At 66.7% G+C, this 23944-nt stretch carries 23 protein-coding genes; 14 read left to right on the top strand and 9 right to left on the bottom strand.

Annotated features, from left to right (window positions below; translation table 11 throughout):
* Positions 1-149: 149 nt before the first annotated feature.
* Positions 150-2315, top strand: a complete 2166-nt coding sequence (gene ovoA / locus ACK5JE_RS10760; protein ID WP_416801704.1) for a 5-histidylcysteine sulfoxide synthase — start codon at positions 150-152, stop codon at positions 2313-2315.
* 102 nt (positions 2316-2417) lie between these two features.
* On the opposite strand, the gene ACK5JE_RS10755 is transcribed toward ovoA, so the two are convergent.
* Together ACK5JE_RS10755 and ACK5JE_RS10750 are read right to left on the bottom strand one after the other, a co-directional pair.
* Entirely contained in the window at positions 2418-4445 is a 2028-nt protein-coding gene (locus tag ACK5JE_RS10755; protein ID WP_416801703.1) for a TonB-dependent copper receptor, read from the bottom strand.
* A 108-nt stretch (positions 4446-4553) separates the two neighbouring features.
* The gene (locus ACK5JE_RS10750) at positions 4554-4991 is read right to left on the bottom strand and encodes a DUF2946 family protein (protein ID WP_416801702.1); all 438 of its coding nucleotides are present in this window, start codon (positions 4989-4991) and stop codon (positions 4554-4556) included.
* A 252-nt stretch (positions 4992-5243) separates the two neighbouring features.
* Here ACK5JE_RS10750 and ACK5JE_RS10745 point away from each other — a divergent pair, with 252 nt between their 5' ends.
* From ACK5JE_RS10745 to ACK5JE_RS10735, 3 genes are read left to right on the top strand one after another with little or no spacing between them, the layout of a single operon-like run.
* Complete coding sequence (locus ACK5JE_RS10745) at positions 5244-6041, top strand: amino acid ABC transporter substrate-binding protein (RefSeq protein WP_416801701.1); 798 nt, start codon at positions 5244-5246, stop codon at positions 6039-6041.
* 45 nt (positions 6042-6086) lie between these two features.
* Positions 6087-6767: an amino acid ABC transporter permease gene (locus ACK5JE_RS10740; protein WP_416801700.1), complete on the top strand. Its 681-nt coding sequence runs from the start codon at positions 6087-6089 to the stop codon at positions 6765-6767.
* A complete protein-coding gene (locus ACK5JE_RS10735) occupies positions 6764-7519 on the top strand; it encodes an amino acid ABC transporter ATP-binding protein (protein WP_416801699.1) in 756 nt (251 codons plus the stop codon). Before ACK5JE_RS10740 ends, ACK5JE_RS10735 begins: the two co-directional genes overlap by 4 nt.
* 56 nt (positions 7520-7575) lie before the next feature.
* Here the strand turns inward: ACK5JE_RS10735 and ACK5JE_RS10730 are convergent, their stop codons facing one another.
* On the bottom strand, positions 7576-8469 hold the full coding sequence (locus ACK5JE_RS10730; RefSeq protein ID WP_416801698.1) for a DMT family transporter: 894 nt from the start codon (positions 8467-8469) through the stop codon (positions 7576-7578).
* A gap of 107 nt (positions 8470-8576) precedes the next feature.
* On the opposite strand from ACK5JE_RS10730, the gene ACK5JE_RS10725 reads away from it, so the two are divergent.
* Positions 8577-9980 carry a PLP-dependent aminotransferase family protein gene (locus ACK5JE_RS10725; RefSeq protein ID WP_416801697.1) on the top strand — a complete coding sequence of 468 codons (1404 nt, stop codon included), beginning with the start codon at positions 8577-8579 and terminating at the stop codon, positions 9978-9980.
* Between the two features lie 73 nt (positions 9981-10053).
* Positions 10054-10836, top strand: a complete 783-nt coding sequence (locus ACK5JE_RS10720) for a uracil-DNA glycosylase (RefSeq protein WP_416801696.1) — start codon at positions 10054-10056, stop codon at positions 10834-10836.
* A gap of 40 nt (positions 10837-10876) precedes the next feature.
* Here the strand turns inward: ACK5JE_RS10720 and ACK5JE_RS10715 are convergent, their stop codons facing one another.
* Complete coding sequence (locus tag ACK5JE_RS10715) at positions 10877-11830, bottom strand: Rossmann-like and DUF2520 domain-containing protein (protein WP_416801695.1); 954 nt, start codon at positions 11828-11830, stop codon at positions 10877-10879.
* A gap of 237 nt (positions 11831-12067) precedes the next feature.
* Here ACK5JE_RS10715 and ACK5JE_RS10710 point away from each other — a divergent pair, with 237 nt between their 5' ends.
* From ACK5JE_RS10710 to ACK5JE_RS10685, 6 genes are all read left to right on the top strand, one after another.
* Positions 12068-12763, top strand: a complete 696-nt coding sequence (locus tag ACK5JE_RS10710) for an AzlC family ABC transporter permease (protein WP_416801694.1) — start codon at positions 12068-12070, stop codon at positions 12761-12763.
* Positions 12756-13076 carry a branched-chain amino acid transporter permease gene (locus ACK5JE_RS10705; protein WP_416801693.1) on the top strand — a complete coding sequence of 107 codons (321 nt, stop codon included), beginning with the start codon at positions 12756-12758 and terminating at the stop codon, positions 13074-13076. The genes ACK5JE_RS10710 and ACK5JE_RS10705 overlap by 8 nt, the downstream gene beginning before the upstream one ends.
* 77 nt (positions 13077-13153) lie before the next feature.
* The gene (locus tag ACK5JE_RS10700; protein WP_416801692.1) at positions 13154-13735 is read left to right on the top strand and encodes an invasion associated locus B family protein; all 582 of its coding nucleotides are present in this window, start codon (positions 13154-13156) and stop codon (positions 13733-13735) included.
* Positions 13736-13771: 36 nt separating this feature from the next.
* On the top strand, positions 13772-14254 hold the full coding sequence (locus tag ACK5JE_RS10695) for a YajQ family cyclic di-GMP-binding protein (RefSeq protein ID WP_416801691.1): 483 nt from the start codon (positions 13772-13774) through the stop codon (positions 14252-14254).
* A gap of 151 nt (positions 14255-14405) precedes the next feature.
* Positions 14406-14777: an MbcA/ParS/Xre antitoxin family protein gene (locus ACK5JE_RS10690; RefSeq protein WP_416801690.1), complete on the top strand. Its 372-nt coding sequence runs from the start codon at positions 14406-14408 to the stop codon at positions 14775-14777.
* A gap of 2 nt (positions 14778-14779) precedes the next feature.
* A complete protein-coding gene (locus ACK5JE_RS10685) occupies positions 14780-15565 on the top strand; it encodes an RES family NAD+ phosphorylase (RefSeq protein WP_416801689.1) in 786 nt (261 codons plus the stop codon).
* Between the two features lie 52 nt (positions 15566-15617).
* Here the strand turns inward: ACK5JE_RS10685 and ACK5JE_RS10680 are convergent, their stop codons facing one another.
* Positions 15618-16232, bottom strand: a complete 615-nt coding sequence (locus ACK5JE_RS10680; protein ID WP_416801688.1) for an FMN-dependent NADH-azoreductase — start codon at positions 16230-16232, stop codon at positions 15618-15620.
* Positions 16233-16347: 115 nt separating this feature from the next.
* On the opposite strand from ACK5JE_RS10680, the gene ACK5JE_RS10675 reads away from it, so the two are divergent.
* Positions 16348-17379: a LysR family transcriptional regulator gene (locus ACK5JE_RS10675; RefSeq protein ID WP_416801687.1), complete on the top strand. Its 1032-nt coding sequence runs from the start codon at positions 16348-16350 to the stop codon at positions 17377-17379.
* On the opposite strand, the gene ACK5JE_RS10670 is transcribed toward ACK5JE_RS10675, so the two are convergent.
* The 3 genes from ACK5JE_RS10670 to ACK5JE_RS10660 are packed head-to-tail and all read right to left on the bottom strand — an operon-like array spanning position 17294 to position 21662.
* Positions 17294-19960, bottom strand: coding sequence for an AAA family ATPase (locus tag ACK5JE_RS10670; RefSeq protein ID WP_416801686.1), 2667 nt, complete (start codon positions 19958-19960; stop codon positions 17294-17296). The two genes, ACK5JE_RS10675 and ACK5JE_RS10670, sit on opposite strands and share 86 nt — an antisense overlap.
* Entirely contained in the window at positions 19957-21183 is a 1227-nt protein-coding gene (locus ACK5JE_RS10665; protein WP_416801685.1) for a metallophosphoesterase family protein, read from the bottom strand. The genes ACK5JE_RS10670 and ACK5JE_RS10665 overlap by 4 nt, the downstream gene beginning before the upstream one ends.
* 53 nt (positions 21184-21236) lie before the next feature.
* Entirely contained in the window at positions 21237-21662 is a 426-nt protein-coding gene (locus tag ACK5JE_RS10660) for a VOC family protein (RefSeq protein WP_416801684.1), read from the bottom strand.
* 211 nt (positions 21663-21873) lie between these two features.
* On the opposite strand from ACK5JE_RS10660, the gene ACK5JE_RS10655 reads away from it, so the two are divergent.
* Entirely contained in the window at positions 21874-22941 is a 1068-nt protein-coding gene (locus ACK5JE_RS10655; RefSeq protein ID WP_416801683.1) for a permease, read from the top strand.
* Positions 22942-23013: 72 nt separating this feature from the next.
* Here the strand turns inward: ACK5JE_RS10655 and ACK5JE_RS10650 are convergent, their stop codons facing one another.
* Positions 23014-23925: a LysR family transcriptional regulator gene (locus tag ACK5JE_RS10650; protein ID WP_416801682.1), complete on the bottom strand. Its 912-nt coding sequence runs from the start codon at positions 23923-23925 to the stop codon at positions 23014-23016.
* Positions 23926-23944: the final 19 nt, after the last annotated feature.

The raw sequence follows: 23944 nt of genomic DNA, 5'->3' as shown, positions 1-23944 counted from the left end.
AACATGAAACATATACCGTACAAGTCCGTGGTAGTCTAAAGAGCGACACGCTCATCACGACAACACGCTTACATGCGACATGCCGATGCGCGGCGCGCAAGAACTCCCGCGCCGGCATGCTGCGAGAAAGAATCCGCAGGAATCCGATCATGCCCTCCACTGCCGCGCCACTGCCGCCTTCTTCAGACCAGCGGACCGCGCCCGATACCCTGTTCGTGCGCACGCCCGATCTGGCCGATCCAGACACGAATCGCCTGCGCGCCGCCATCCGGCGCTATTTCCTGGACACCTTCGATCGCTACGAGTCCCTGTTCCAGTGCCTGGCCAGCGACGAAGCCTATGTCGTCAAGCCGATCCCCCTGCGTCATCCGCTGATCTTCTATTTCGGCCACACCGCGACCTTTTTCGTCAACAAGCTGATGCTCACGCGCCTGATCGACCAGCGCCTGGATCACCGGCTGGAATCGATCTTTGCCGTCGGCGTGGACGAAATGAGCTGGGACGACCTGGACGAGGCTCATTACGACTGGCCTTCCGTGGCCGAAGTCCAGACCTACCGCAACCGGGTGCGCAGCCTGGTGCTCGATTTGATCGACCATGCGCCGCTGCAGTCTCCGATCGACTGGCAGAACCCCTGGTGGGCGATCGTCATGGGCATCGAGCACGAACGCATCCACCTGGAGACCTCCTCGGTCCTGATCCGCCAGCACGCGCTCGAATACGTGCGCTCCGTCCCGCGATGGGCGCCCATCCCCGACACCGGGGGCGAACCCCCCGAAAACGACCTGGCGCGCGTGCCGGCCGGCAGCGTGCGCGTGGGCAAGTCATTCAATGATCCGCAATACGGCTGGGACAATGAATACGGCATTCATACGGCCGAGGTCGAATCCTTCCAGGCCGGACGCCTGCTGGTCAGCAACCGCGAATACCTGGCGTTCGTCGAGGCGGGCGGCTATCGCAATCAGCGCGACTGGACCGAGGAAGGCCGCCAGTGGCTGGCCTACAGCCAGGCCGAGCACCCGACATTCTGGGTCAAGAAGACCCAAGGCTGGTACTTGCGCCTGATGACCGAAGAAGTCCCCATGCCCTGGTCCTGGCCGGTCGAGGTCAACTACCTGGAAGCCAAGGCCTACTGCAACTGGATGGCGGCCGAGACCGGCCAGCCCGTGCGCCTGCCCACAGAAGACGAATGGTACCGGCTGTACGACACTGCCGGCCTGCGCGACCCCGGCGACCAGCCCTGCGCCGCCAACCTGCACCTGGACCACGGCGCCTCGTCCTGCCCGGTGGACACCTGGCGCCACGGCAGCTGGTACGACGTGGTGGGCAACGTCTGGCAATGGACCGAAACGCCCACCTATCCGTTCGACGGCTTCGATGTCCACCCGATCTACGACGATTTCACGACACCGACGTTCGACGGACGCCACAACCTGATCAAGGGAGGCTCCTGGATCGCCTGCGGCAACGAGGCCGTCCGTGCCTCACGCTACGCCTTCAGGCGGCATTTTTTCCAGCATGCGGGCTTCCGCTATGTCGTGTCCCATGCGCCCACCATGGCGCCGGCCGCCTATTACGAGACCGACAAGCTGATGTCCGAATACGCCGAGTTCCACTACGGCGACGCCTATTTCGATGTCCCCAATTTTCCGCGGACCCTGGCGCAGCGCGCCATCCAGGCCCTGGGCGACCGGCCGCGCCGGCGCGCGCTGGATCTGGGGTGCGCCTCCGGCCGAGCCACGTTCGAACTGGCCCGGGCCTTCGAGCAGGTGACAGGGGTGGATTTCTCGGCCCGTTTCATCAATCAGGCCGTGCAACTGATCCAGACGGGACAGCTGCGCTATACCCTGATCGACGAAGGCGAGCTGGTGTCCTACATGACCCGTACGCTGGCGAATCTGGGTCTGGGCGACATCGTCGACCGGGTGACGTTCTTCCAGGGCGACGCCTGCAACCTCAAGCCGCAGTTCACGAACTACGATCTGGTCCTGGCCGCCAACCTGATCGACCGCCTGTACGACCCGGCGCGATTCCTGGACCAGATCCACGAGCGCATCGTCCCGGGCGGCCTGCTGCTGATCGCCTCGCCCTATACTTGGCTGGAGGAGCACACGCCGCGCAATGCCTGGCTGGGCGGCTTCAAGAAGAACGCGGAAAACTACACCACGCTCGACGGCCTGAAAGAACACCTCACCCCACACTTCTGGCTGCTGACAGGGCCCGAGGATGTTCCCTTCGTCATCCGCGAGACGCGGCGCAAGTTCCAGCACACCTTTTCCGAGCTGACGATCTGGGAGCGGCGGCAGACGACATAAAGTCCCGCCCCCCTGAACCACCCCCCAAAAGACGGGATCGACGTCCATCTCCCGGGAGGCGGTTCACTGAAAGGGGCGAAGCCGGGCCCTCGCGCCGACCGATCAATCGAACGCGATCTGCGCCTTCAGCCAGAACACCCTGCCGGGCTCATTGAGCCGGGTATCCACGAAGGACACGCTGCCGGGGATTTCCACGCCCGACCTCGACAGATGCTCGGCATAGGTCTTGTCGAACACGTTATCCACCCCGGCGGTCAACAGCACGGACTTGTTCGGCCGCCAGCCGGCATTGAGCGACAACACGCCAAAGCCTCCGGTGGGGCCGAGATCCTTGCCGGCGATCCCGCCCTTGCCCTCGTCGTAGCGGTTCTGTGCCGCCACGAGACGCCAGAGCACACCGGCGGAATAAGGCCCATGGGCATAATTCAGCCCCAGGCGGACTTCGAGCGGCGGCTGCTGCGCCAGCGCGGTACCGTCCGTCCGGTTCTTGCCATACACGTAGGACAGGCTGGCCACCCCCTGCCATGAAGGATTGAACTGCCACGAGGCATCCAGCTCTCCCCCCAGGATCGTGGCGTCGATGTTGCGCGTCTGGCGGCGGTCCCAGTCAATGAGGATGTAGTCATCCACCTGGCCGTAGAAGGCCGAGACCGACAACGCCAAGGGGCCGCCGCGCCAGCTCGTCCCGACATCGATCTGGGTGAGTTTCTCCGGGCGGGTGGACAGGAAAGCGCTATTGGCGCCGTCAGGATTGCCCTTCATCAGCTCCCAATAATCGGGAAAGCGTGCCGAATGGCCAATCCCGGCGTACCAGGTGCTGTTCTTTCCATGATCGCGCTCATAGCGCAGAAAACCGCTGGTCAGGGCCTGGTCGCGGCTGCGACCGGCCGTGGCCGACTTCGCCGGCGCGCGCTTGTCACGGGCCTCGACCCGGTCGATCCGCAGCCCGCCGATCACACGATCCCGATCCGTGACGAACCAGGTGCCCTCGCCAAACACACCATACTGCTCGAAACGCATGTCCTCGACCCGGGTGGCCGATTCGTAGGCCGCATCGGCGGCCCCGGCAGAGGCCTGCATTCCGCTGCCCCGTCCCCGGTGCACGTCCTGTTTGACATCGGCGCCCAGGACCAGTTTCCACGATCGCGACGGGCGCAGCGTGGCGCTGAGCCGCCCTCCCGTCGTGCGGCGATCCGGATTGCTGGCCATGTAGGGCTTCATCTTGTCCGCCGGCACATCACGCAACGTGTAGTTGTCCATGACATGATCCACATGGTTGTAATAGACCCGCCCCTCGATTTCATCCACCAGGCCGCCCATGCGCTTGCGCTCGAACATCAGGGATACGTTCTCGCGCCTGAATTTCGCGCCATCCATGCCTCGGTCGGCATAGGCGGCGCGGCCATCGCTCAGAGCCGCCGACAACTCGATGCGCGTCCTGTCGTCCGGCGTCAGTCCGACCGCCGCATGACTGCTCCAGCGCAAGTAGTTGGAACGCACCCGGTTGCCGCTGCCGTCCTCGTAGTCGTTCGCCTGGGCACGGGTGCCTCCGGCCCGCACATACGCCTGCGGACCGCCGACCAGCACGTCGGCCATCTGGTCATTGCGCCCGAAACGACCCAGCGTCAGGCTGCCATCGGCTTTCCAGCCGAACGATTCCAGACGCCGGACATCGCGCTCGAACAACACCACGCCAGCCGACTGGCCGGCGCCATAGCGCACGCTCTGCGGCCCCTTGAGCACCGTGACGCGATCATAGGATTCCGGATAGACATAGGCGGTGGGCGGGTCCATGCGTCCGCCGCAGCCGCCATAGATCTCCTGGCCATCCAGGAGGATGCCCAGGCGCGATCCGGACAATCCCCGCAGGACCGCATCGCCGGACGTGCCGCCTTTGCGTATCACGGAAAATCCGGGGATGCTCTTGAGGAAATCCGCGCCATCGTGCGCGGGAACAGGCTGGCGCGGCGCCTTGGGATCAGTCCGCACCACCAACGGCTCATCCGCCGGGGGCGCCGTGACGACCACGGGCGTCAGGGCGCGGATGGACTGGGGCTCGGCTGCCTGTGACAGGCCGAGTGACATCAGGGCGAACGGAATCCCGGCCACCCGCAAGGTTGCTTTTTTCATCACTATCTCGTTGAGCGAAAAGACTGAAAGACATCCGGGACGCCCCGCGGCCCGCAAGCCGACGGCACGCCGGACCTGGACGGCCCGGAAACAGGAGAATTCAGGGTTTCAGCACGAACGAGAAGGCGGGCAGCGCACGGGCGGCCATGTCCAGGTATCGGCGGACCGCGCCACGCAAGGAGGGTCATCGACCCTTGATGCGGGCTGGGTCCGGGGCGAAACCGGCACGGCAGCCCCGGCCATCGAGGCTGTCGGCAACACCGGATTGGAAGAACACAGCAGGCAATGGCCTGGCTGGCGCATGGCCGAGTCGGGCTCATCCGACGTCTGCGGATCGGCCAGCAGGTCCAGCACCACCGTGCCCGACGGCGAGCAGGCGGCAACCTGCAGCCGCCGCAAGGGATCGGCGGGCTGAATGCTGGCGAGCACCGGCCCCGCCACCTGAAGCCAGAGCCCCAGGATCAGAAGCCAGTGAACGATCCGATGTCTATCACGGTGCGCGCGCTGACGGGGTGCGCGTTTGCCTGCCTGCTGCATGCGTCGCATTCTACGCAGTTCGGCGCCGCCTCCCGTTGATTCCGGTCAAATCCATGCCCCGGTGCGTCCATGAGCCGGGCCGGGACGATCCTCCTGGTGCAAATTCATGAGACTTCTCCTAATACAAATTCATATTTCCAGAAGCGATATGTAGATAGATCGAAAACCTTTGCGACTTGAAGGACGCCTCATTAGAATGAAAACCTATAAAACGTTGTTCTCATATAACCGCTTGAATTAATCGATCCATTCCCATCCATCATGAAGAAAAAACTCTCCGCCCTGCTGCTCGCTTCCCTGCTGCCTCTGCTGGGCGCCACCCAGGCCGCCCAGGCCGCCGATGACCTGGCCCTCATCCAGAAAGCCGGTGTCCTGCGCATCGGCACCGAGGGCACCTATGCCCCGTTCTCCTTTCACGATCCCAAAAACAACCAGCTCATCGGCTTCGATGTGGACATCGGCCGCGCCATCGCCAAGCAACTGGGCGTCAAGGCGGAGTTCGTGGAAGGCAAGTGGGACGGCCTGATCGCCGGACTGGACGTCAATCGCTACGACGTGGTCATCAACCAGGTCGGCATCAGCGCCGAGCGGCAGGCCAAGTTCGATTTCTCCAAGCCCTACATCGCCTCGGCAGCGGCGCTGATCGTGCGTGACGACAACACCACGATCCACACCTTCGCCGACCTGAAAGGCAAGCGCTCGGCCAACACCATCACCAGCAATTTCGGCAAGCTCGCCCAGCGCAGCGGCGCGGAGGTGGTCCCGGTGCAGGGCTTCAACGACGCCATCGCCCTGCTGACCTCGGGCCGGGTGGAGGCCACCGTCAACGACCAGCTGTCGTTCCTGGACTTCAAAAAACAGCAGCCCAAGGCCAAGGTCAAGGTCGTCGCCACGGACAACAGCGCCGAGTTCGGCCAGTCCGGCGTGCTGATGCGCAAGAACCAGTCCGACCTGAAGGCCGCCATCGACAAGGCGCTCGACGCGCTGCGCGATGACGGCACGTACAAGCAGATTTCCGAACGCTATTTCGGCGAGGACCTGTCCTCCAACGTGAAATAAGCCCGTCCCGCGCGCTTCACGACACGATCTTCAGGAGTCCCGACCGTGCCGGACTGGCTTGAACTGATGGTGGATTCCCTCTGGCCGCTGCTGGTCGGAGGCATCCGCTTTACCGTGCCGCTGGCGCTCCTGTCCTTTGCGGTCGGGTTGCTGCTGGCGTTCCTGACCGCGATCGCGCGGCTGTTCGGACCGCCACCCCTGGTGGCGCTGGTCCGGTTCTACGTCTGGTTGATCCGCGGCACACCGCTGCTGGTGCAGCTGTTCGTGATCTTCTACGGCCTGCCCAGCGTCGGCTTCGTGCTGGACCCGCTGCCGGCCGCCCTGATCGGCTTTTCGCTGAACGTCGGCGCCTACAACGCCGAGGTCATCCGCAGCGCCATCGAGGCCATTCCCAAGGGTCAATGGGACGCCGCCTATTCGCTGAGCATGACGCGCACCCAGGCGCTGCGGCGCACCGTGCTGCCCCAGGCCGCGCGCGTGGCCGTTCCACCCCTGGCCAATTCGTTCATCTCGCTGGTCAAGGACACGTCGCTGGCGGCGGTGATCACCGTGCCCGAGATCTTCCAGGCGGCCCAGCGCATTGCCTCCGTGACCTACGAGCCGCTGATCATGTATATCGAGGCCGCCCTGATCTATCTGGTGCTCTGCTCCTTCCTGTCGGCAGCCCAGACGCGCCTGGAACGCCATTTCGGTCAGCACGCGGTCTTCACCGAGGGACAGCGATGATCGATCTGCAAGGCATCCGCAAATCCTTTGCCGGCAACGAGGTGCTGCACGGCGTCGACGTCTCCATCCAGGAGGGCCAGGTCACCGCCCTCATCGGCCCGTCGGGCAGCGGCAAGAGCACGCTGCTGCGCTGCGTGAACCTGCTCGACGTTCCCGACGCGGGGCGGCTCAGACTGGGAGAGGAAACCCTGGAATTCCAGCCCGGGCGCCCGCCGGCGCGGCCGGCCGTGCAACGCATTCGCCAGCAGACCGGCATGGTGTTCCAGAATTTCCAGCTGTTCCCCCACCAGACCGCAGTGCAGAATGTCATGGAAGGCCTGGTGACCGTCAAGGGCTGGGGCCGCGAGCGCGCCCATGAACGCGCCCTCGGGCTCCTGGAAAAAGTCGGCCTGCGGGAAAAGGCCGATGCCTGGCCCTCGAGCCTGTCGGGCGGCCAGCAGCAACGCGTGGCCATCGCCCGCGCGCTGGCGCCCGAACCGCGCGTCCTGCTGTGCGATGAGCCCACCTCGGCCCTGGACCCCGGACTGGCGGCCGAAGTTGTCACGGTACTGGGCGACCTGGCCGACGAGGGCATGACCATGCTGATGGCCACTCACGATCTGCGCCTGGCCGCGCAGATCGCCCGCCAGACCGTATTCCTGCAGGATGGCGCGGTCATCGAGGCGGGACCTTCCGCCGCCTTGTTCCAGAGCCCCCAGGATCCACGCACCCAACGTTTCGTGGCCACGCTCAGGGCCGAAGCCTCTGTTTGAACCGCGCCGGGCGCGGCCCGACGACCGGGCCGCACCCGCGCCGCGCCAGCCCCCCCTCAATGCGCGGCGCCCGAGGCCGTGGCCGGCGCTGCGGCCGTGTACCGGGCGCCCGCTACACACGCCACCACAAAGGCCGTGACCACCAGCATCGCTGGGGTGACCGGCTCGCCCAACAGCCAGGCGGCCAGCATCAGCCCCATGAACGGCTGCAGCAATTGCAACTGTCCGACGGCGGCGATGCCGCCCAGGGCCAGCCCCCGATACCAGAACACAAAACCCACCAGCATGCTGAAGACAGTCACATAGGCCAGGCCGCCCCAGGCGGACACGGCGATGCTGGTCCATACAGCGGGGCGCAGGAGCACGGCCAGAGGCAGGCTGACCGGCAGCGACAGCACCAGCACCCAGCAGATGACCTGCCAGCCGCCCAACTGGCGCGACAGGCGGGCGCCCTCGGCGTAGCCATAGCCGCAGGAGACAATGGCGGCCATCATCAGCGCATCGGCGCCCAGCGACCCCGAGCCGTCCCGGCTGAATGCGAAACCGACCACCGATGCCGCGCCCAGGATGGCGAACATCCAGAAGGCGCGCACGGGCCGCTCACCGCCCAGCCAGGTGCCGAAAAGCGCCGTGGCCAGCGGCAGCAAGCCGATGAAAACCAGGGAATGGGCCGATGTGATGGTGCGCAGCGCCAGGGCGGTGAGCAGGGGAAAGCCGACCACGACGCCCAATGCCACCAGCAGCAGGGTGCGCAGATCGGCCCGTGCGGGCCGGGGGCCGCGCGTCAGGGCCAGGACGGCCAGGGCCAGCAGGCCAGCCAGCGCCGCCCGCGCCGCCGTGACGAACAACGGGTCGAGCCCCAGCACGGCCAGCCGGGTGGCTGGCAGCGAGCCGCTGAAAATCGAAACCCCGATCATGCCGTTGATCCAGCCGCGTGTTGCCGTGTTCATGCGTCTTCCTTGTGATCCTTGCGGGACGGTCTGCCTGGATCTCAGCATGCCTTGCTGCGCCAGTCGAATCCAGATACAGTGCAGTACAATCGCTATAAACTGTACTGATGGATACGCCACAGATTTCTTCCACGGGCCGCACCGCCGGCATCATGCAATTCGTGCGCCAGCGCATCGCGGCCCGGGAATGGCCACCCGGCGCGCGGCTGCCCTCCCTGCGGGGAATGGCAGCGCAGCACGGTGTCTCCAAATCCACCGTGGTCGAAGCCTATGACCGGCTGGCGGTCGAAGGCGTCATCCGCGCACGCGCCGGGGCGGGTTTTTATGTCGCCGGCCCCCTGGCGCCGCTGACACTGGCGGAAATCGGCCCCCGCCTGGATCGTCAGATCGATCCGCTCTGGGTCTCGCGCCAATCGCTGGATCTCGGTGCCCAGGCCCTCAAGCCCGGCTGCGGCTGGCTGCCGGAGCACTGGATGCCCCGGGACGCCATCCGCCGCGCCCTGCGTCAGGTCGCGCGCGATCCGGGCGCGCCGCTGACCGACTACGCGCCCGCGCTGGGCCTGCCGGCTCTGCGCACCCTGATCGCCCGGCACCTGAGCGCGCGCGGCCTGACGGTCGATCCACGACACATCCTGCTGACCGATTCCGGCACCCAGGCCGTGGATCTGCTGTGCCGGTTCCTGATCGAACCGGGCGACGCCGTCCTGGTCGATGACCCCTGCTATTTCAATTTCCTGGCGCTGCTGCGCGCGCACCGGGCCCGCATCGTCAGCGTCCCCCTCACACCCGACGGCCCGGACATGGATCGCTTCGAAGCCGCCCTGCGCGCCCATCGCCCGCGTCTCTACCTCAGCAACGCCGGGCCGCACAATCCGACCGGCGCCCGTTTGTCGGCCGACAAGGCGCAGCGCATCCGGACGCTGGCCCACCGTCATGATCTGATCCTGATCGAGGACGACATCTTCGGTGACTTCGAGTCCCGGCCCTCGGCCCGCCTGGTGACCGGAGACGATCACGCGCGGGTCGCGCAGGTCGGCAGTTTTTCCAAGACCCTGTCGGCCAGTTTGCGCTGCGGCTACCTGATCGCGCGCGAAGACTGGCTCGACGCCCTGGCCGATCTGAGGACCGCCACGACCTTTTCCGGGGCCGGTCTGACGCAGGCCGTCATCGCCCGGCTGCTGCGCGACGGCGCCTGGCAGCAGCACACCCGGCTGCTGCGTCAACAACTGGCCCGGGCCATGTCCCGCACAATCCGCCAACTGAATGCCCTGGGCCTGCGGCCCTGGCACGAACCCGAGGACGGCATGTTTCTATGGTGTCGGCTGCCCGATGGCATCGATGGCGCACGGTTGGCGCGGGCGGGGCTGCAACAGGGCTTGATGCTGGCTCCCGGCAATGTCTTCAGCCAGACGCAGACAGCGGACGGCATGATGCGGTTCAATGTATCCCAGATGGATGAACCCCATCTGTCCGAACGCCTGGCAGCATTGATCAAGGCCTGTCCACGCTGATCCGCTCCCGCGCGCCGGTGCCGGCGCCGGTTCGCCAGGCCGTTTTTGACGAACCCCGATTCCGAAGAACGATATGCTCCCACCCTCCGATACCGAAGTGCAGAATGCGTTTCAGGGATCCCTGCGCGCCCAGATCGACACGCTGCCGCCCGTCTGGAAATCCGCGCTCGAAGCGCCTCACCTGCAAGACATCCTGAGCCGCCTCGATGCCATGCTGGCCGAACGGCTGGCGGCGGGCGCCCGCATCTTCCCGCTGCGACCCTTCCGCGCCCTGATCGAGATTCCTCCGGACGCGGTCCAGGTGGTGATCGTCGGCCAGGACCCCTACCACGGACCGAACCAGGCCCAGGGCCTGGCGTTCTCCGTGCCGGACTTCTGCCCCACGCCGCCCAGCCTGCGCAACATGTTCAAGGAACTCGCCCGGGAATACGGAGAACCCGGGCAGCCGCCTCGCAACAGTCTGGTGCGCTGGGCGCGTCAGGGCGTGCTGTTGCTGAACACCTCGCTCACTGTCGAAGCCCATCAGCCGGCCTCACATGCCAAAAAGGGCTGGGAGCACATCACGGACGCGCTGATCATGCGGGTGTTGCGCGAGACCCGCCCCAAGGTCCTGCTGCTCTGGGGATCACACGCCCAGGCACGGCGCGCGCTGCTGGACATGCAACCCCCGGCCGGTCCGGTCGAGGTTCTGACCGCCAACCATCCCTCACCCCTGTCCGCCCTGCGGCCACCGCGCCCCTTCATCGGCTGCGATCATTTCCGCCAGGCCAATGACTGGCTGCGGGCGCATGGAGAATCAGGCATCGACTGGATGCTGGCCCGCACACCCGCCGCCGCCCCCGGCTACGGCGGCTGAGTCACAGACCAGGGCCGCATGCACGCCTGGCCGCGCCGCCTCAACGATCCGGCGCGGCGTTGAGGATCTGCTCGAGCCGTTCGGCGCCGGCCGCATCCAGCCGCCCGGCCTGGCGAGCCAGCGCGACACCGCGATGACACAGCCGGTCGTAAAGATCGCGCATGTCCGGGTCGACCGCCTGCAAGGCCTGGCGGTGCAGCCGCACCGTCCCCGCATCCCCGCGCGAAACCGGGCCCGGCATGCCGGCCGCGAGACCGCTGCGGGACACGGATTCCAGTGTGCCGCGCAAGAGCGGCAGCAGCGCATCCAGCGCCTGCTGTTCCGTCGCGCCCCAGGATTGCCACAGCCGCACCGCCTCGGCCAGGAGCGCATGAACATGCTGCGACGCATATCCCCCCGAGGCGTGGTAGCGCACACGCGCCTGCGGCGGCAACCTCAGGCCGACGCAGCCCAGACGACGGGCCAGCGTGTGCAGCAAGGCATCCAGCGGCGGTTCCGCATCGATGGCCACGGTGCAGCCCGGCAGACTGGCAAGCGCCGCCTCCGGATCGCCACCAAAAGCCTGCATGGGATGAAAGCCGCCGATCAGCGCCCCTGCGGCCGCGGCAGGCTGCAACAAGGCGACCGGGGTGGCCCCGCTGCAATGCACGACCGCTTGACCCGCATGCCAGGGCGCGGCAGACGCGACTTCGGAGATCAGGGCATCGGGCGTCGTCAGGAACACCAGATCACAGTCCCGGGCCACATCCGGGAGATCACCGGCCTGACAGACTGGCAGCGTCGCCGCCAGCGTCTCACTGCTGGCCCGGGCGCGGCTGGCGACCCGGACGACCGGGATGCCGGCGGCCAACAGGGCCAGCGACAGCGCCCGCGCCAGCCGACCCGCGCCGATGAAGCCGACCCGCAGCGCTTCGGGGCCGGGCGGCGTCCACGCGGCCGGTCGTGCCGATGCCTCCGCTCCGCTCGATCCATTCGATTCATTCGATTCATTCATCTCCACGCCTCCTGTCGAGCCCGCCATCCCCCGCCGCTTCAAGTCCAGAACGGCCCGGTGTCTGGTGACAGGCATCAAGACACGTCACCGCATCCGCGGTCATCCAGGATGCCGCACCTTATAATTCTAGGCCTGCGCGCCTGAAGCCGTCGGCGGCTCCTCCACCTCGGTCCATTGCGCCCGAGGGGCTTGGCCTGTGTGTCGCTGATTCGCCGATTTCCCGACTCATTTTTTCCGATGCCCGACCCCACCTCGAACCCCCTGTCCATCCCCAGCCTGACGGCGCCGGTCGCCATGGGTTATGTGCCGCTGGGCGCGGTCTTCGGCTTTCTGTTCGTGCAGGCGGGCGGCTCCGGCTGGCTGGCCCTGGCGTCCAGCCTGTTGATCTACGCGGGCGCGGCCCAGTTCATGATGGTGCCGATGCTGGCCGCCGGCCTGCCGATCAGCGCCATCGTTCTGGCCACTCTGATCCTCAATCTGCGCCATGTGTTCTATGGCCTGTCCCTGCTCAACACCCTGCCGTCCAATCGCTGGCAGCGCGGGTACTGCATCTTTGCCCTGACGGACGAGACCTATTCCGTCCTGACGGCGCTGCCCGCGCAGGAACGGACGCCACGCATGACGCTGATCAGCGCCCTGAACCAGGGCTGGTGGGTGCTCGGCACAGCGCTGGGAGTCGTGCTGGGCGCCCAGGCACAGATCGGTCTGACCGGACTGGATTTCGTGCTGGCGGCGCTGTTCGCCGTGCTGGCCGTGGAACAATGGCGCGTGCGGCGCGACGCGGTGCCGATCTGGATCGCGGCCGCCGCCTACACGATCAGCAGCATGCTGATGCCCGCCCAGGCGCTGGCCATCGCCATTGCGCTCAGTCTGCTGGCGGCCGCCCTGCGGCCCGCCCGGCCCGCGCCTTCCACCGGAGCCGCCCATGACTGATACCGGCTATGTGCTGATCGTCATCGCCTTGATGGCGCTGGTGACGATCCTGCTGCGCGCCCTGCCCTTCATCGCCGGTCACTGGTTGCGCCGCCATCCCATCGTTCATAAACTCGGAGACTCGCTTCCGCTGTCGATCATGGTCCTGCTATTGATCGACACCGCTGCTGGTCAGGCGCGCAGTCATGACGGCCTGCCCTGGCAGGAGCTGGCCGCCGTGATCCTGGTGGTTCTGCTGCAATGGCGCACACGACAGACGCTGTTGAGCATCACGGCGGGGACTGCCCTGTATATCGGGTTGCGATCGCTGTAGGGGGTGGCGTATCCTCCGGGCGGTCACGATACGTTTTTTCATGAGCCATCGCGGCTCTTCACATGAGGTTGCATTCAATGCGCTATTCATCTGGTTTATGGCTCGTCGCGATTCTTTCCCTGGCCTCGCCGACCGTCTCGGCGCAGACCCAGAAAGGCGCGGCCAAAGAGGCTTCCGCCAGCAAACCCGCGCCCGCCGCCCCGGTTCCGGCCACTCCCACAGTGACGACGGCCAGCTTCGGGGACTGGATCTTGCGCTGCCAGCGCATCGGCGAGCCATCCCGCAAGCTCTGTGAGGTCGTCTACATGATCACGATACAGGGCAAGACCAACCCCATCGCGCAGGTCGCCATCGGCAAATCGCAATCGGGGGGAAGCGAACGGCTGACCGTGGTCGTGCCGCCCAACATCGTGATCGGCGCCAAGCCGCAGGTCATGATCAAGGCAAAGGCCACGCCGATCGAACTGGCCTGGCAGCGCTGCCTGCCGGGCGCCTGCTTCGCATCGTCAGAGATCTCGAACGCCACGATCAGCGAGCTGGCCGCGCAATCCGAACCGGGCAAGATCATGTTCAAGGATGCGGCGGATCGCGAAATCACCTTGCCGCTGGCGTCCCGCGGCCTGTCACAGGCTCTGGCCGCACTGGCAAAAGAACAATAGCCGGGGAGTCCTTCCCTTCTTTCAGGAGTCCGCCTCATGCCCAGTTTCGACGTCGTCTCCGAAGTCGACAAACACGAACTGACCAATGCCGTCGACCAGGCCAACCGCGAGCTCGCCACCCGTTTCGACTTCAAGGGAACGGATGCGAGCTTCGAACTGGAGGGCTACGTCGTCACCCAGTCGGCGCCCAGCGCCTTTCAGCTCAAGCAGATGATCGACATCCTGCGCGCACGCCTGTCGGCGCGCAGCATCGATGTGCGTTGTATGGACCCGGACGAGCCGCTCGAGAATCTGGGCGGCGCGCGCCAGAAAATCACCATCCGCCAGGGCATCGAACAGGCCGTGTCCAAAAAACTCATCGCGGCCATCAAACAGGCCAAGATGAAGGTCGAAACCCAGATCAACGGCGACAAGCTGCGCGTGTCCGGCAAGAAACGCGACGACCTGCAACAGGTCATCGCCCTGCTGCGCAAGACGGATGTCGAACTGCCGCTGCAGTTCCAGAATTTCCGCGACTGACCATTCACGCCAACGGATTTCATTCCAAGTGACGCGGCCCGACATGGCGCAGCCGTAACGCCGGGCCGCGCGCGCCGCTGTGCGCTCATATTGTGCAATATGCACCGATAGAAGATAATATGTGCATATTGAACATTCACGGGAGGCTCAGATGACCGCCCTGCACAACACCCTGCCGGCACCGGATACCGTCCTGGCCAAGGCGGTTCTGCGGGCGGCCGGGCAGCTCGGCCTGCGACAGGCCGGATTGGCGGATGTGCTGGGCATGCACCGCACCGCCATCAGCCGGATGAAGACCGCGCAATCGCTGGACCCCGCCTCCAAACAGGGGGAACTGGCGCTGCTGCTGGTGCGGCTGGCCCGCGCGCTCTACGCGCTCACGGGCGGTGACGTCCAGTGGATCCGGCATTTCATGCAGTCTCCGAACCGCGTCACAGGCGGCGTGCCCGCCGAGCAGATCACCACGATCCAGGGCCTGGTGACCGTCCTGCGCTTCGTGGATGCCATGCGCGGCAAGATCTGACCATGCGCGGGCACGGCATCGATCCTGACACCGGCCCCGGCGGATTGTGGCAAGCCTGTGCGGGCGAGCGCCGGATCGGCCCCATCCAGGGTCTGCTGCATCGTCTGGTCGAAAGCCAGGAACACATTGCCACCCTGGGATACGTGGACACGCTGGAAGAACAGGCCATCCTGGAATCCCTGCTGGATGCCGCCAAGCCGCCCTGGCCCGTCAGCGGCGGACCGCTGCACTACCTGCTGCGCACCCCCTTCCGCTATCCGCCCTTGCCCTGGGGATCGCGCTTCGGCCGCCCCCACGAACCCAGCCTGCTGTACGGCGGCCACGACCTGGGCGCGACCCTGGCCGAATCCGCCTATTACCGCTTCGTGTTCTGGTACTCGATGGCCTCCCCGCCACCCGGGGAGGCCATCCAGAGCCAGCACACCCTGTTTTCCGTCGGCTACCGCACGACACACGGCCTGCGGCTGCAGACCCCGCCCTTCGATGCCCATCGACCCCTGCTGACCGATCCCGTGCGCTATGAGGCGACCCAGGCCCTCGGAACCGACATGCGCGCGGCAGGCGTGGAGGCCTTCGAATACCGTTCGGCCCGCGATCCGGCGCAAGGGCTGTGCGTCGGCCTGTTCACACCCCAGGCCCTAGTCGGGAAATCCCCCCGCAGCATGCGCCCCTGGCTGTGCCAGTCGGGCGCCCGCGAGGTCGCCTTCAAACCGGCCGGAGAGCGGACGGTCCACTCCTACCCACTCGAGGCATTCCTCAGGGACGGCCGGCTGCCCATGCCGGCCTGATGCCGTCATGGACACTGCCATCCGATGACTGCCGCGAAGCGGCTCGGGCGGTTCAGGCCGCCAGGGCCAGGATGTCTTCCTGCGCCTGCGCCAGGCCACGGGCCCGGCTGTCGGGCCCCATGTCCATGCCCTCGGCGCGCACGACCCGGATATCGGTCACGCCCATGAAGCCGAAAATCGTCTTCAGGTAGCTTTCCTGATGTTCCATCGCGTTGCCGGCCTCACTGGTCGAATACACGCCGCCACGACTGAGCGCCAGGATCACGGTCTTGTCGCCGAGCAGGCCGACCGGACCGTTCCCGGTGTATCTGAAGGTGCGGCCCGCCTGGGCCACGCGATCCAGCCAGGCCTTGAGCTGGGCCGGCACGGTGAAGTTGTACAGCGGCGAACCGATCACCACGACGTCGGCCGCGATCAACTGGCTGACCAGCGCCTCAGATACCGCGTTTTCACGCCGCTGGATGTCGCTCAGGGTCTCGCTCGAAGGCGGCAGCCGGAAACCCAGTGCGTCCAGCGACAAGGGCTCGGGCGCCCGCAGGACCAGGTCCAGATAGTCGACCTGCAGGCCGGGATGCGCGGCCTGCTGCTGCGCGACGATCTTGCGCGTCAGACCGCGCGTGACGGAGTTCGGGCCGGAGATACTGGAATCGATGTGCAGCAGTTTCATGATGAATCCCATGTGAATGACAATGTGATGAAGGGCCTCATTGTCCATTAGGTTTCAAGCATTGATAAGATGGCGTCAAGGGAATAGATTGTTCTGTTTTTGATGTGAAAAAATCATGCACGACCTGAACGACATGCGCTATTTTGCCGAAGTGGTGGATCATGGCAGCTTTGCGGGCGCGGCCCGGACGCTGGGCCTGCCGACCTCGCGGCTGTCGCGGCGGATCGCCCGCCTGGAAACCGAACTGGGCATGCGGCTCCTGCACCGCACCACCCGCAAGCTGTCGCTGACGGCGGCTGGCGAGCAATACCACCGCCATTGCATCGCCGTGCGCGACCAGGCGGATCAGGCCCAGGCGGAACTCGCCCAGATCCTGACCGAGCCGCGCGGCCCCTTGCGCGTGTCCTGCCCCGTGACCCTGGCCCAGGCGACCATCGGCCCGCTGATCCCCGGCTATCTGGCACGCCATCCCAAGGTGCGCCTCGAACTACAGGTCAGCAACCGCGTCGTCGATCTCGTCGAAGAAAGCGTGGACGTCGCCCTGCGCGTCCGGCAGACCCTGGACGACAGCGGCAGCGCCATCATCAAACAGCTCGGCCTGAGCCATGGCCTGCTGGTCGCCAGCCCGGCACTCCTGCGGCGCCTGGGCCGGCCGGCCCAGCCCGCCGACCTGGAACGCTTCAACGCAGTCGGCCTATCGGCCTCCGGCGGCAAGGTCAGACTGCGGCTATTCGGCCCTCAGGGCGCACGGCACGACGCCGCCTGCCGCCCCGCCTGCGTGGCCGATGACCTCATGACCCTGCGCTTTGCCATCCTGGGCGGTGTCGGCATCGGCATGCTGCCCGACTACATGTGTCACGAGGACGTCGCCAGCGGCCGGCTCGAACGCATCCTGCCCGACTGGTCCCTGGCCTCGGGCATCGTGCACGCCGTCTATCTGTCACGACGCGGCATGTCGCCCGCGCTGCGTTCCTTTCTGGACTATCTGGGCGAAAAACTGGTGCAGGCGCCCGTCGATGACCTGGTGGGGCTTTCTCCACTGAAAAGCCCTGGCGAGGCTATCAAAGCGGCTCCTGCCCGGCCCGCAGCGAAGCCATCTCCACGGTCCGCGCGCCCAGGCCGCGCCAGCGATCTGGATGACAGGTGAACAACAACACCTGATGGCGCTGCGCGGCGTCGAACAGGATGCGTTTCATGCCTTCCAGACGATCATGGTCGCTGTGCACCAGGGCATCGTCGAGAATGATCAGGGTGGGCTGGCCCGATTCCCGCAGCAGATCGGCATAGGCCAGACGGCTGATCAGCCCCATCTGCTCACGCGCGCCAAAACTGAGGGCGTCCACCGCCTCATGAGATGATCCTGCCGCCCCGGCGCGAACCAGCCGTTCGGGCAGCAGGTCCTCGTTCACGTCGAGCCGCGCCTGCGCAAACAGCAGTTGCAGGTAGCGGTTCAAGTGGCGCTGCAAAGGCGCCTGAATGCGCCGGGTCAATGCCTGACGGCCGGCGCGCAACAGCGCCAGCAACAGATCCAGCGCCTCGGCCCGGCGCCTGAGCTCATCGCGCCGCCGGCCGGAGAATGCCGTCTCCAGCCCCAGCTCGGCACGCTGTTCTTCCAGTCCATCGGCGCCCAGGGCTTCGAGCGCGCTTTGCACCCGGATGCTTTCCTCGCGCCGCGTTTCGGCGGCCTGCGCCAACAGATCGGCCGTGCACGAAAGCCGCTGCACATCCTGCTCCAGGATCTCCGGCCGGGCCGCCGCAATCCGCTCGTCCAGCGCCTGCTGGGATTGCCGCAGCGCCGCTGCCTGCGTCTGCAGCTCGACCAGCCGGGCCGCCAGCGCCTGCGCCTGCTGCTGGCGGTCCGGGGCCTGGATCACATCCTGAAGCCTTTGCCATTCGGCCTGGGCCGTCCGGCCCGCCTGCTCCGCCAGACGCAGCGCCTGCTGATGCTGCGCATCCCGCTGCTCCGCAGCCTGCAATTGCTCTCGCGCGCAGGCCAGACCGCGCTCCGCTTCGGACTCATCGATGGGCTCGGAACCTGCGTCAGCGCCGGCCTCGTCCTCCGGCAAGGCGGCCAGGGCCTCGGTCACCGCCTGATGGCGTTTGCGGACCAGCGCCAGCCGGTCGGCCAGCGCCTGCGCGCCTTGGGGCGCAAGCCCTTCCAGCCGGGACATATCCAGACGGATGTCGTTCTCGAGCAGCCGGGCCTGCTCCGCCTGCGCCTCGGCCTGCCGCAGATCCGCTGCCCCCGTGCCGGCCAACAGCGCCTCGAACTGGTCGCGCGCCTCCTGGCGGCGGCGGGCCAGGTCGGCCACGTCCTCGCCACCAGGGCGGATGCGCAGCCGGCCGACCGCCGGGATTTCCAGTTCAACGGATTCCAGCAGCAGTCGCTCGCCCTGGCCGGACAAAGTCTCACCCCCCGCGCGGATGTGCCGCTGCGAGGCCAGATCGTATTCCAGGCGGGTGGCGACCGCCTGGCGGGCGGCATCGAGCTCGGCCAGCGTCCGGTCCAGACGCTGCAATTTTTTCAGGACCGAGTCGTCCAGCAGCACGCGCTGGAGCCGTTCACGCAGCGCCTGCAAACCCGCCTGCAAGGCCTGCGCCTGAGCCAGATCGGCCGCCAGCCGCGCTTGCTCGGGCATCAGCCGGTCCAGTTCGTCGGCCAGGGCGGCCCGTTTCGCCTGCCGTCGCGTCAGGGCCAGGCGGTCCTCCGCCTGCCGGTAGTGGGTCTGCGCCTGCCGCAGCCGATCCTGGATCCGGGGCTGTTCATGCGCCAATCCGGTGGTTTTCTGGCCTGTCAGGTCCCGGTCCCGCGCGCGCTCAGCCAGTTCCTGGCGCTGGCGGACATGGGCCGCCTGCTGCTCCTGGACGTGCTGTTGGCTGGCGAGGCAGTGCGCCAGCGACTGCGCTTCGTGCGCCCGGGTCTGGCGCCAGCCCTGGACCTCGGCCAGTTGCGCCTGCGCCTCGGCGACCTGCCGGCGGTAGGCCTCCCAAGGTCGGCCGACATCCTCGGCCTGCTGGCGGCGCAATTCGGCCAGACGGTCCACCTGCTGGCGATAGGCGGCAATGTCCTGATCGAGCGCCGCGAGACGCTCCGCGGCGCTCTGATGCTGCCGCAGGACCTCGGCATAGTCCCCGGTGGGACGTCCCGTCGCCGTCAACAGTTTTGCCCGCTCGGCCTCGACCCGGGCAATCAGCGTATCGCCCGCGCTGCTGGCGATGTCGCCCAGCCCCTCGCCCAGAGCGGATTTCAGGTAATGGCCTGCATGCGCCACGGGTTCGCGCAGCTCCTGGCCCTCGCCCTGCTCGATCCACAACAGGCCCGGCACACCCCAGTGCTGGGCCTTGCTGGCGCCTTTTCCGGGAAATTGATAGCCCAGCAACGCGGCCAGTTTTTCTTCGGCAGCCTCGCCATCAAAATGCCGGCCACCGATCTCCAGGTCGCAGCGTTTCTGCTTCAGAAAGCGCTTGCTCAGTGTCCAGCGCTCGCCCTGCCACTCGAACTCCAGGTCCACGCGAGGGGCGGCCGACGTATCTCCCCACGGCTGCAGGTCTTCTGTGCTGCTGGACTTGAACCGCTCGAAAAAAGCCGCCCGGATCGCCCGCACCAGCGTGCTCTTGCCGGATTCATTGGGACCGGCGAACACATTGAGCCCTGGGTTCAGATCACGGATCTCCACCGATTCGCGGAACTGCCTCAACTGCTCGACTCGCAATCGCAACAGTTTCATGGGCCTTTCTCCGGTCCCGTGGACTGTGCTTCCAGCAGCCCGGCCAGGATCGCCAGCGCCTCGCGCGCCGTATCCGCCTGGTCATCCGCTGCGTGCGCCGTATCCGCTGCGTGCGCCTGATCCGTGGCCGCCGCCATGGTCCTCGCATCCGTCGGGTTTTCCGGGCCGACCGTCCCGTTGGCCACCGCCTGCCGCTGACGCAATTGCGCGATCACTTCGCCCACATAACCGTCCGCCCTCAGCGCGGCCAGGTCCTCGACCGTCGGCTCGAGCCGCAAACCCGCGCGATGCACCTGCAGGCTGCGGCAGCGCCCCTGGAGCACGGACAGCGCGCGATCCAGCCGCCGCTCGCCCACCAGATCGATGGCGCCGGTCAGCGTCAGGTCCAGCACGGTCTCGGGCGGCAGGCCATCGAGGCGTTCGACAAGCAGATCGAGATCGGACGCGACGGCCAGGCGTTCGTGCCAGGCCAGCCAGCGGTAGTGCCCGACCGCCAGGGGCTCGACCTCCGGCACCTGGCCAGGACCGGACACCACCACCCGGACGACACGGCCGGACCCATTGTCGCGAAAGCGCTCCGGCTCTGGTGTGCCGCTGTACACGGTATGCGCGTCGATCTGTTTGAAACCATGCCAGTCGCCCAGCGCCAGATAGTCCAGCCGCGCGCATCGCGCCCGGTCGTTCTGGATCGGATTGGGGGAATCGATGTCCTCGGCCAGGATGCCCTGAACGCTGCCATGCGCCAGGCCGATGCGCGCCAGACCCGCCGGCGTCTGCGCCGCATCGAACCATGCCGTCAGATCCTCGTGCGTCTGCCGCCGGGTCAGCGGCGCGGCCAGCACCGCGAACCCCGACTCGGGAAAAACACGCACGCCCGGTTCCAGCAGCAGGCACACGCCCGGCGGCACCGCGTCCAATCGCTGCGCGCGGGTCCAGACACTTTCCGCCAGGGCGGCATCGTGATTGCCCGGGATCAGGATCCAGGGGCCCGCGAAGGCCCGCAGCGCATTGAACAAGCGCCGGATGGTGCGGTCCGAGACCGTCTGCGCGTCGAATACATCGCCCGCCACCAGCACGGCGTCGACGCGCTCCTGCGCCGCCAACGCCGCGATGCGTTCGACTGCGGCAAAACGGGCCTCGGCCAGAACCGTGGCGTCCTCGGGGGCAAAGCGGCCATATTGACGGCCGATCTGCCAATCAGCAGTGTGCAGGAATCGGGGCATGGCCAGGATATTGACACCGACCCGGGGCCCGCGTCAAAGCCGGCCGGCATGGCCTACTTGGCGAACAGCTGGCCCAGATCCTTGAACGCCTTGAACTCCAGCGCATTGCCACAGGGGTCGAGCAGGAACATGGTGGCCTGTTCGCCGACCTGGCCCTTGAAACGGACATAAGGCTCGATGACGAATTTCGTACTGAAGGACCTCAGACGATCCGCCAGGGCTTCCCACTGATCCCATTCCAGGACAATGCCGAAATGCGGCACCGGCACATCATGCCCGTCGACCGGGTTGGTGTGGGCGCGCTCCTGGGACGCGGTCCGGGGATGCTCGTGGATCACCAGCTGATGGCCGTAGAAATCGAAGTCCACCCACTGCGCGCTGGAACGGCCTTCCGCCAGGCCGAAGACCTCGCCATAGAAACGACGGGCGGCGGGCAGGTCGTACACGGGGATGGCCAGATGAAAGGGCGACAGGCTCATGGAACACTCCGGGAAAGATTTAAGCAATTTCGAATATTATGACCTAAAGAATCGCGAAGACGGGGCACGGCCGCCGGCGCCCATCAGCCCCGGCCAACAGCCTCTCGCGGCGAACCGGTGGTTTATCATTCCAGCTTTCGTCACCCCCGGCCTTTTCCATGATCCGCCTGCCCGGTCGTTTGCCCCGTCTCCAGCCCGCACGGAGACTGCATTGAATCCGACCCACCCCGCCCGCCCCCCCCTCTGGAGCATCGCGCTGGTCGCCCTGATCGCCCTGGCGGGGCTGTTCTACGTCAAATGGTCGCCGTACTACGACCGCGCCTTCATGGCGGCCCAGACACACTCCATCGGCGCCTCGATCCTGACGGGGAACCAGGAGGCGCCGCCCGCGCCTTCCCTGACCGCCGCGCTCGACTACGCGAAGGTCTACGGGCTGGCCATCTGGAAAGCCCTGATTCTCGGGCTGCTCCTGGGATCCGCCATCCAGGCCCTGCTGTCGCCACACTGGATCGAACGCTGGCTGGGCCGCTCGAATGCCGGCAGCGTCATGACCGGCAGCCTGCTGTCCATCCCCAGCATGATGTGCACCTGCTGCGCCGCGCCCGTGATCACCGGCCTGCGCCATTGCCGCGCCGCGCCGGGAGGCACGGCCGCCTACTGGCTGGGCAACACCATGCTCAACCCGGCCACCCTGATCTTCATGGGTTTCGTCCTGGGCTGGCATTGGGCCGGCCTGCGCCTGGCCCTGGGATTGCTGATGGTGCTGGGTCTGGGCTGGGCGCTGAACCGCATGAACCGGACTGACGGCACACCGGTTCACGACGCCGCGCCGGCCGTCGAAACCGATCCCGCCTATTTCCAGCTGTCCCGAATGTTGCGGCGCTGGGCCCGGACCTTTGCCGGCATGGCGCTGAGGCTGTTGCCCGAATACCTCATCCTGGTGCTGCTGCTGGGCGCCGCCCGGGCCTGGCTGTTTCCCGTGCTCGATTTCAGCATCGACAACAGCCTGCTCTGGATCGTGGGCGCCGCGCTGGTGGGCACCCTGTTCGTCATTCCGACCGCTGGCGAGGTCCCCATCGTCCAGGCGCTGCTGGCCCTGGGCGTGGACGTGGGGCCGGCGGCAGCGCTGCTCATGACCCTGCCGCCGGTCAGCCTGCCGTCGCTGGTCATGGTGGGCAAATCGTTCCGGCGTTCGGAACTGGCCGTTCTGGTGCTGGGCGTCGCCGGGCTGGGCGTGCTGGGCGGCGCACTGGCGATCGGCCTGGAGTTCGGCGGATAAAGCCGCGCGGCAGCACACTCTGCCGGCGTCGACACCTGTGCGAGTGCCGATGCCGGTACGGACATCGGCGTTTCATTCCTCCTGCAACGCCGCGAACCGCTCGACCAGATGATCCAGCAACGCCCGCACTGCGGGCAATTGCCCGCGACGCGACGCGTAGACCGCATGGATGATTTCAGAACGCGGCGCCCAGTTCGGCAACACCCGCACCAGCGTGCCCTCATGCAACGCGTCCTGGACGAACATGGTCGGCAACTGCACCACCCCCGCATCCAGCAGGGCCGCATCGCGCAACGCCGCCATGGACTGCGTCACCAGGCCGGGTCGATGCCGGACCTCAGTGCGCACGGCATCGGGGCCATAGAGTATCCAGCGGTGGATTTCCTGCGGCACCCCAAGGTCCAGGCTGGGCCACTCGGACAGATCCATGGGGCCGGTCGGTGTTCCCATGCGCCGCACCAGCGCGGGACTCGCCACCAGGCACTGCCGGCGTTCCCCCAGCGTGCGCAGCACCAGATCGCTGTCCTGCAGCGGCGGCGGGCGCACACGGATCGCCAGATCCAGCCCCTCGCCCACGACATCCACGCGCCGGTTGGTCTCATCCACCTGCAGTTCCACGCGCGGATAGTCTCGCAGGAATTCCCCCAGGAAGCAGCCCACGCGCGCCGCCAGCAGGGCCACCGGACAGCTCAGCCGCACCACCCCGCAGGGCTCGGCGTGCGCCAGCGCTGCGGATTCCTCCGCTGCCTCGGCCTCGGTCAGCATGGCGCGACAGTGCTGATAGTAGCGCTTGCCCACCTCGGTCACGGCGAAACTGCGCGTCGAGCGCAGCAACAACTGCGTGCCCAGCCGTTTTTCGAGCATCGCCACGCGGCGGCTGAGCTTGGACTTGGGGACGCCCAGCGCACGGCCCGCAGGCGCGAATCCACCCTGCTCCACCACCCGGGCGAAGTAGTACAGATCATTCAGGTCAGGCAGTTTCATCGTTTCATTTATAGAACAC

The organism is Castellaniella sp., from assembly GCF_047971665.1.
Lineage (GTDB): Bacteria > Pseudomonadota > Gammaproteobacteria > Burkholderiales > Burkholderiaceae_B > Castellaniella.
This window is presented reverse-complemented; position numbering and strand designations above follow the sequence as displayed.

Excerpts from the sequence above, each read along its gene's own strand:
- ovoA (WP_416801704.1), top strand. The coding sequence starts at position 150 with ATGCCCTCCACTGCCGCGCCACTGCCGCCTTCTTCAGACCAGCGGACC.
- ACK5JE_RS10755 (WP_416801703.1), bottom strand. The coding sequence starts at position 4,445 with ATGAAAAAAGCAACCTTGCGGGTGGCCGGGATTCCGTTCGCCCTGATG.
- ACK5JE_RS10750 (WP_416801702.1), bottom strand. The coding sequence starts at position 4,991 with ATGCGACGCATGCAGCAGGCAGGCAAACGCGCACCCCGTCAGCGCGCG.
- ACK5JE_RS10745 (WP_416801701.1), top strand. The coding sequence starts at position 5,244 with ATGAAGAAAAAACTCTCCGCCCTGCTGCTCGCTTCCCTGCTGCCTCTG.
- ACK5JE_RS10735 (WP_416801699.1), top strand. The coding sequence starts at position 6,764 with ATGATCGATCTGCAAGGCATCCGCAAATCCTTTGCCGGCAACGAGGTG.
- ACK5JE_RS10730 (WP_416801698.1), bottom strand. The coding sequence starts at position 8,469 with ATGAACACGGCAACACGCGGCTGGATCAACGGCATGATCGGGGTTTCG.
- ACK5JE_RS10725 (WP_416801697.1), top strand. The coding sequence starts at position 8,577 with ATGGATACGCCACAGATTTCTTCCACGGGCCGCACCGCCGGCATCATG.
- ACK5JE_RS10720 (WP_416801696.1), top strand. The coding sequence starts at position 10,054 with ATGCTCCCACCCTCCGATACCGAAGTGCAGAATGCGTTTCAGGGATCC.
- ACK5JE_RS10715 (WP_416801695.1), bottom strand. The coding sequence starts at position 11,830 with ATGAATGAATCGAATGAATCGAATGGATCGAGCGGAGCGGAGGCATCG.
- ACK5JE_RS10710 (WP_416801694.1), top strand. The coding sequence starts at position 12,068 with ATGCCCGACCCCACCTCGAACCCCCTGTCCATCCCCAGCCTGACGGCG.
- ACK5JE_RS10705 (WP_416801693.1), top strand. The coding sequence starts at position 12,756 with ATGACTGATACCGGCTATGTGCTGATCGTCATCGCCTTGATGGCGCTG.
- ACK5JE_RS10700 (WP_416801692.1), top strand. The coding sequence starts at position 13,154 with ATGCGCTATTCATCTGGTTTATGGCTCGTCGCGATTCTTTCCCTGGCC.
- ACK5JE_RS10695 (WP_416801691.1), top strand. The coding sequence starts at position 13,772 with ATGCCCAGTTTCGACGTCGTCTCCGAAGTCGACAAACACGAACTGACC.
- ACK5JE_RS10690 (WP_416801690.1), top strand. The coding sequence starts at position 14,406 with ATGACCGCCCTGCACAACACCCTGCCGGCACCGGATACCGTCCTGGCC.
- ACK5JE_RS10685 (WP_416801689.1), top strand. The coding sequence starts at position 14,780 with ATGCGCGGGCACGGCATCGATCCTGACACCGGCCCCGGCGGATTGTGG.
- ACK5JE_RS10680 (WP_416801688.1), bottom strand. The coding sequence starts at position 16,232 with ATGAAACTGCTGCACATCGATTCCAGTATCTCCGGCCCGAACTCCGTC.
- ACK5JE_RS10675 (WP_416801687.1), top strand. The coding sequence starts at position 16,348 with ATGCACGACCTGAACGACATGCGCTATTTTGCCGAAGTGGTGGATCAT.
- ACK5JE_RS10670 (WP_416801686.1), bottom strand. The coding sequence starts at position 19,960 with ATGAAACTGTTGCGATTGCGAGTCGAGCAGTTGAGGCAGTTCCGCGAA.
- ACK5JE_RS10665 (WP_416801685.1), bottom strand. The coding sequence starts at position 21,183 with ATGCCCCGATTCCTGCACACTGCTGATTGGCAGATCGGCCGTCAATAT.
- ACK5JE_RS10660 (WP_416801684.1), bottom strand. The coding sequence starts at position 21,662 with ATGAGCCTGTCGCCCTTTCATCTGGCCATCCCCGTGTACGACCTGCCC.
- ACK5JE_RS10650 (WP_416801682.1), bottom strand. The coding sequence starts at position 23,925 with ATGAAACTGCCTGACCTGAATGATCTGTACTACTTCGCCCGGGTGGTG.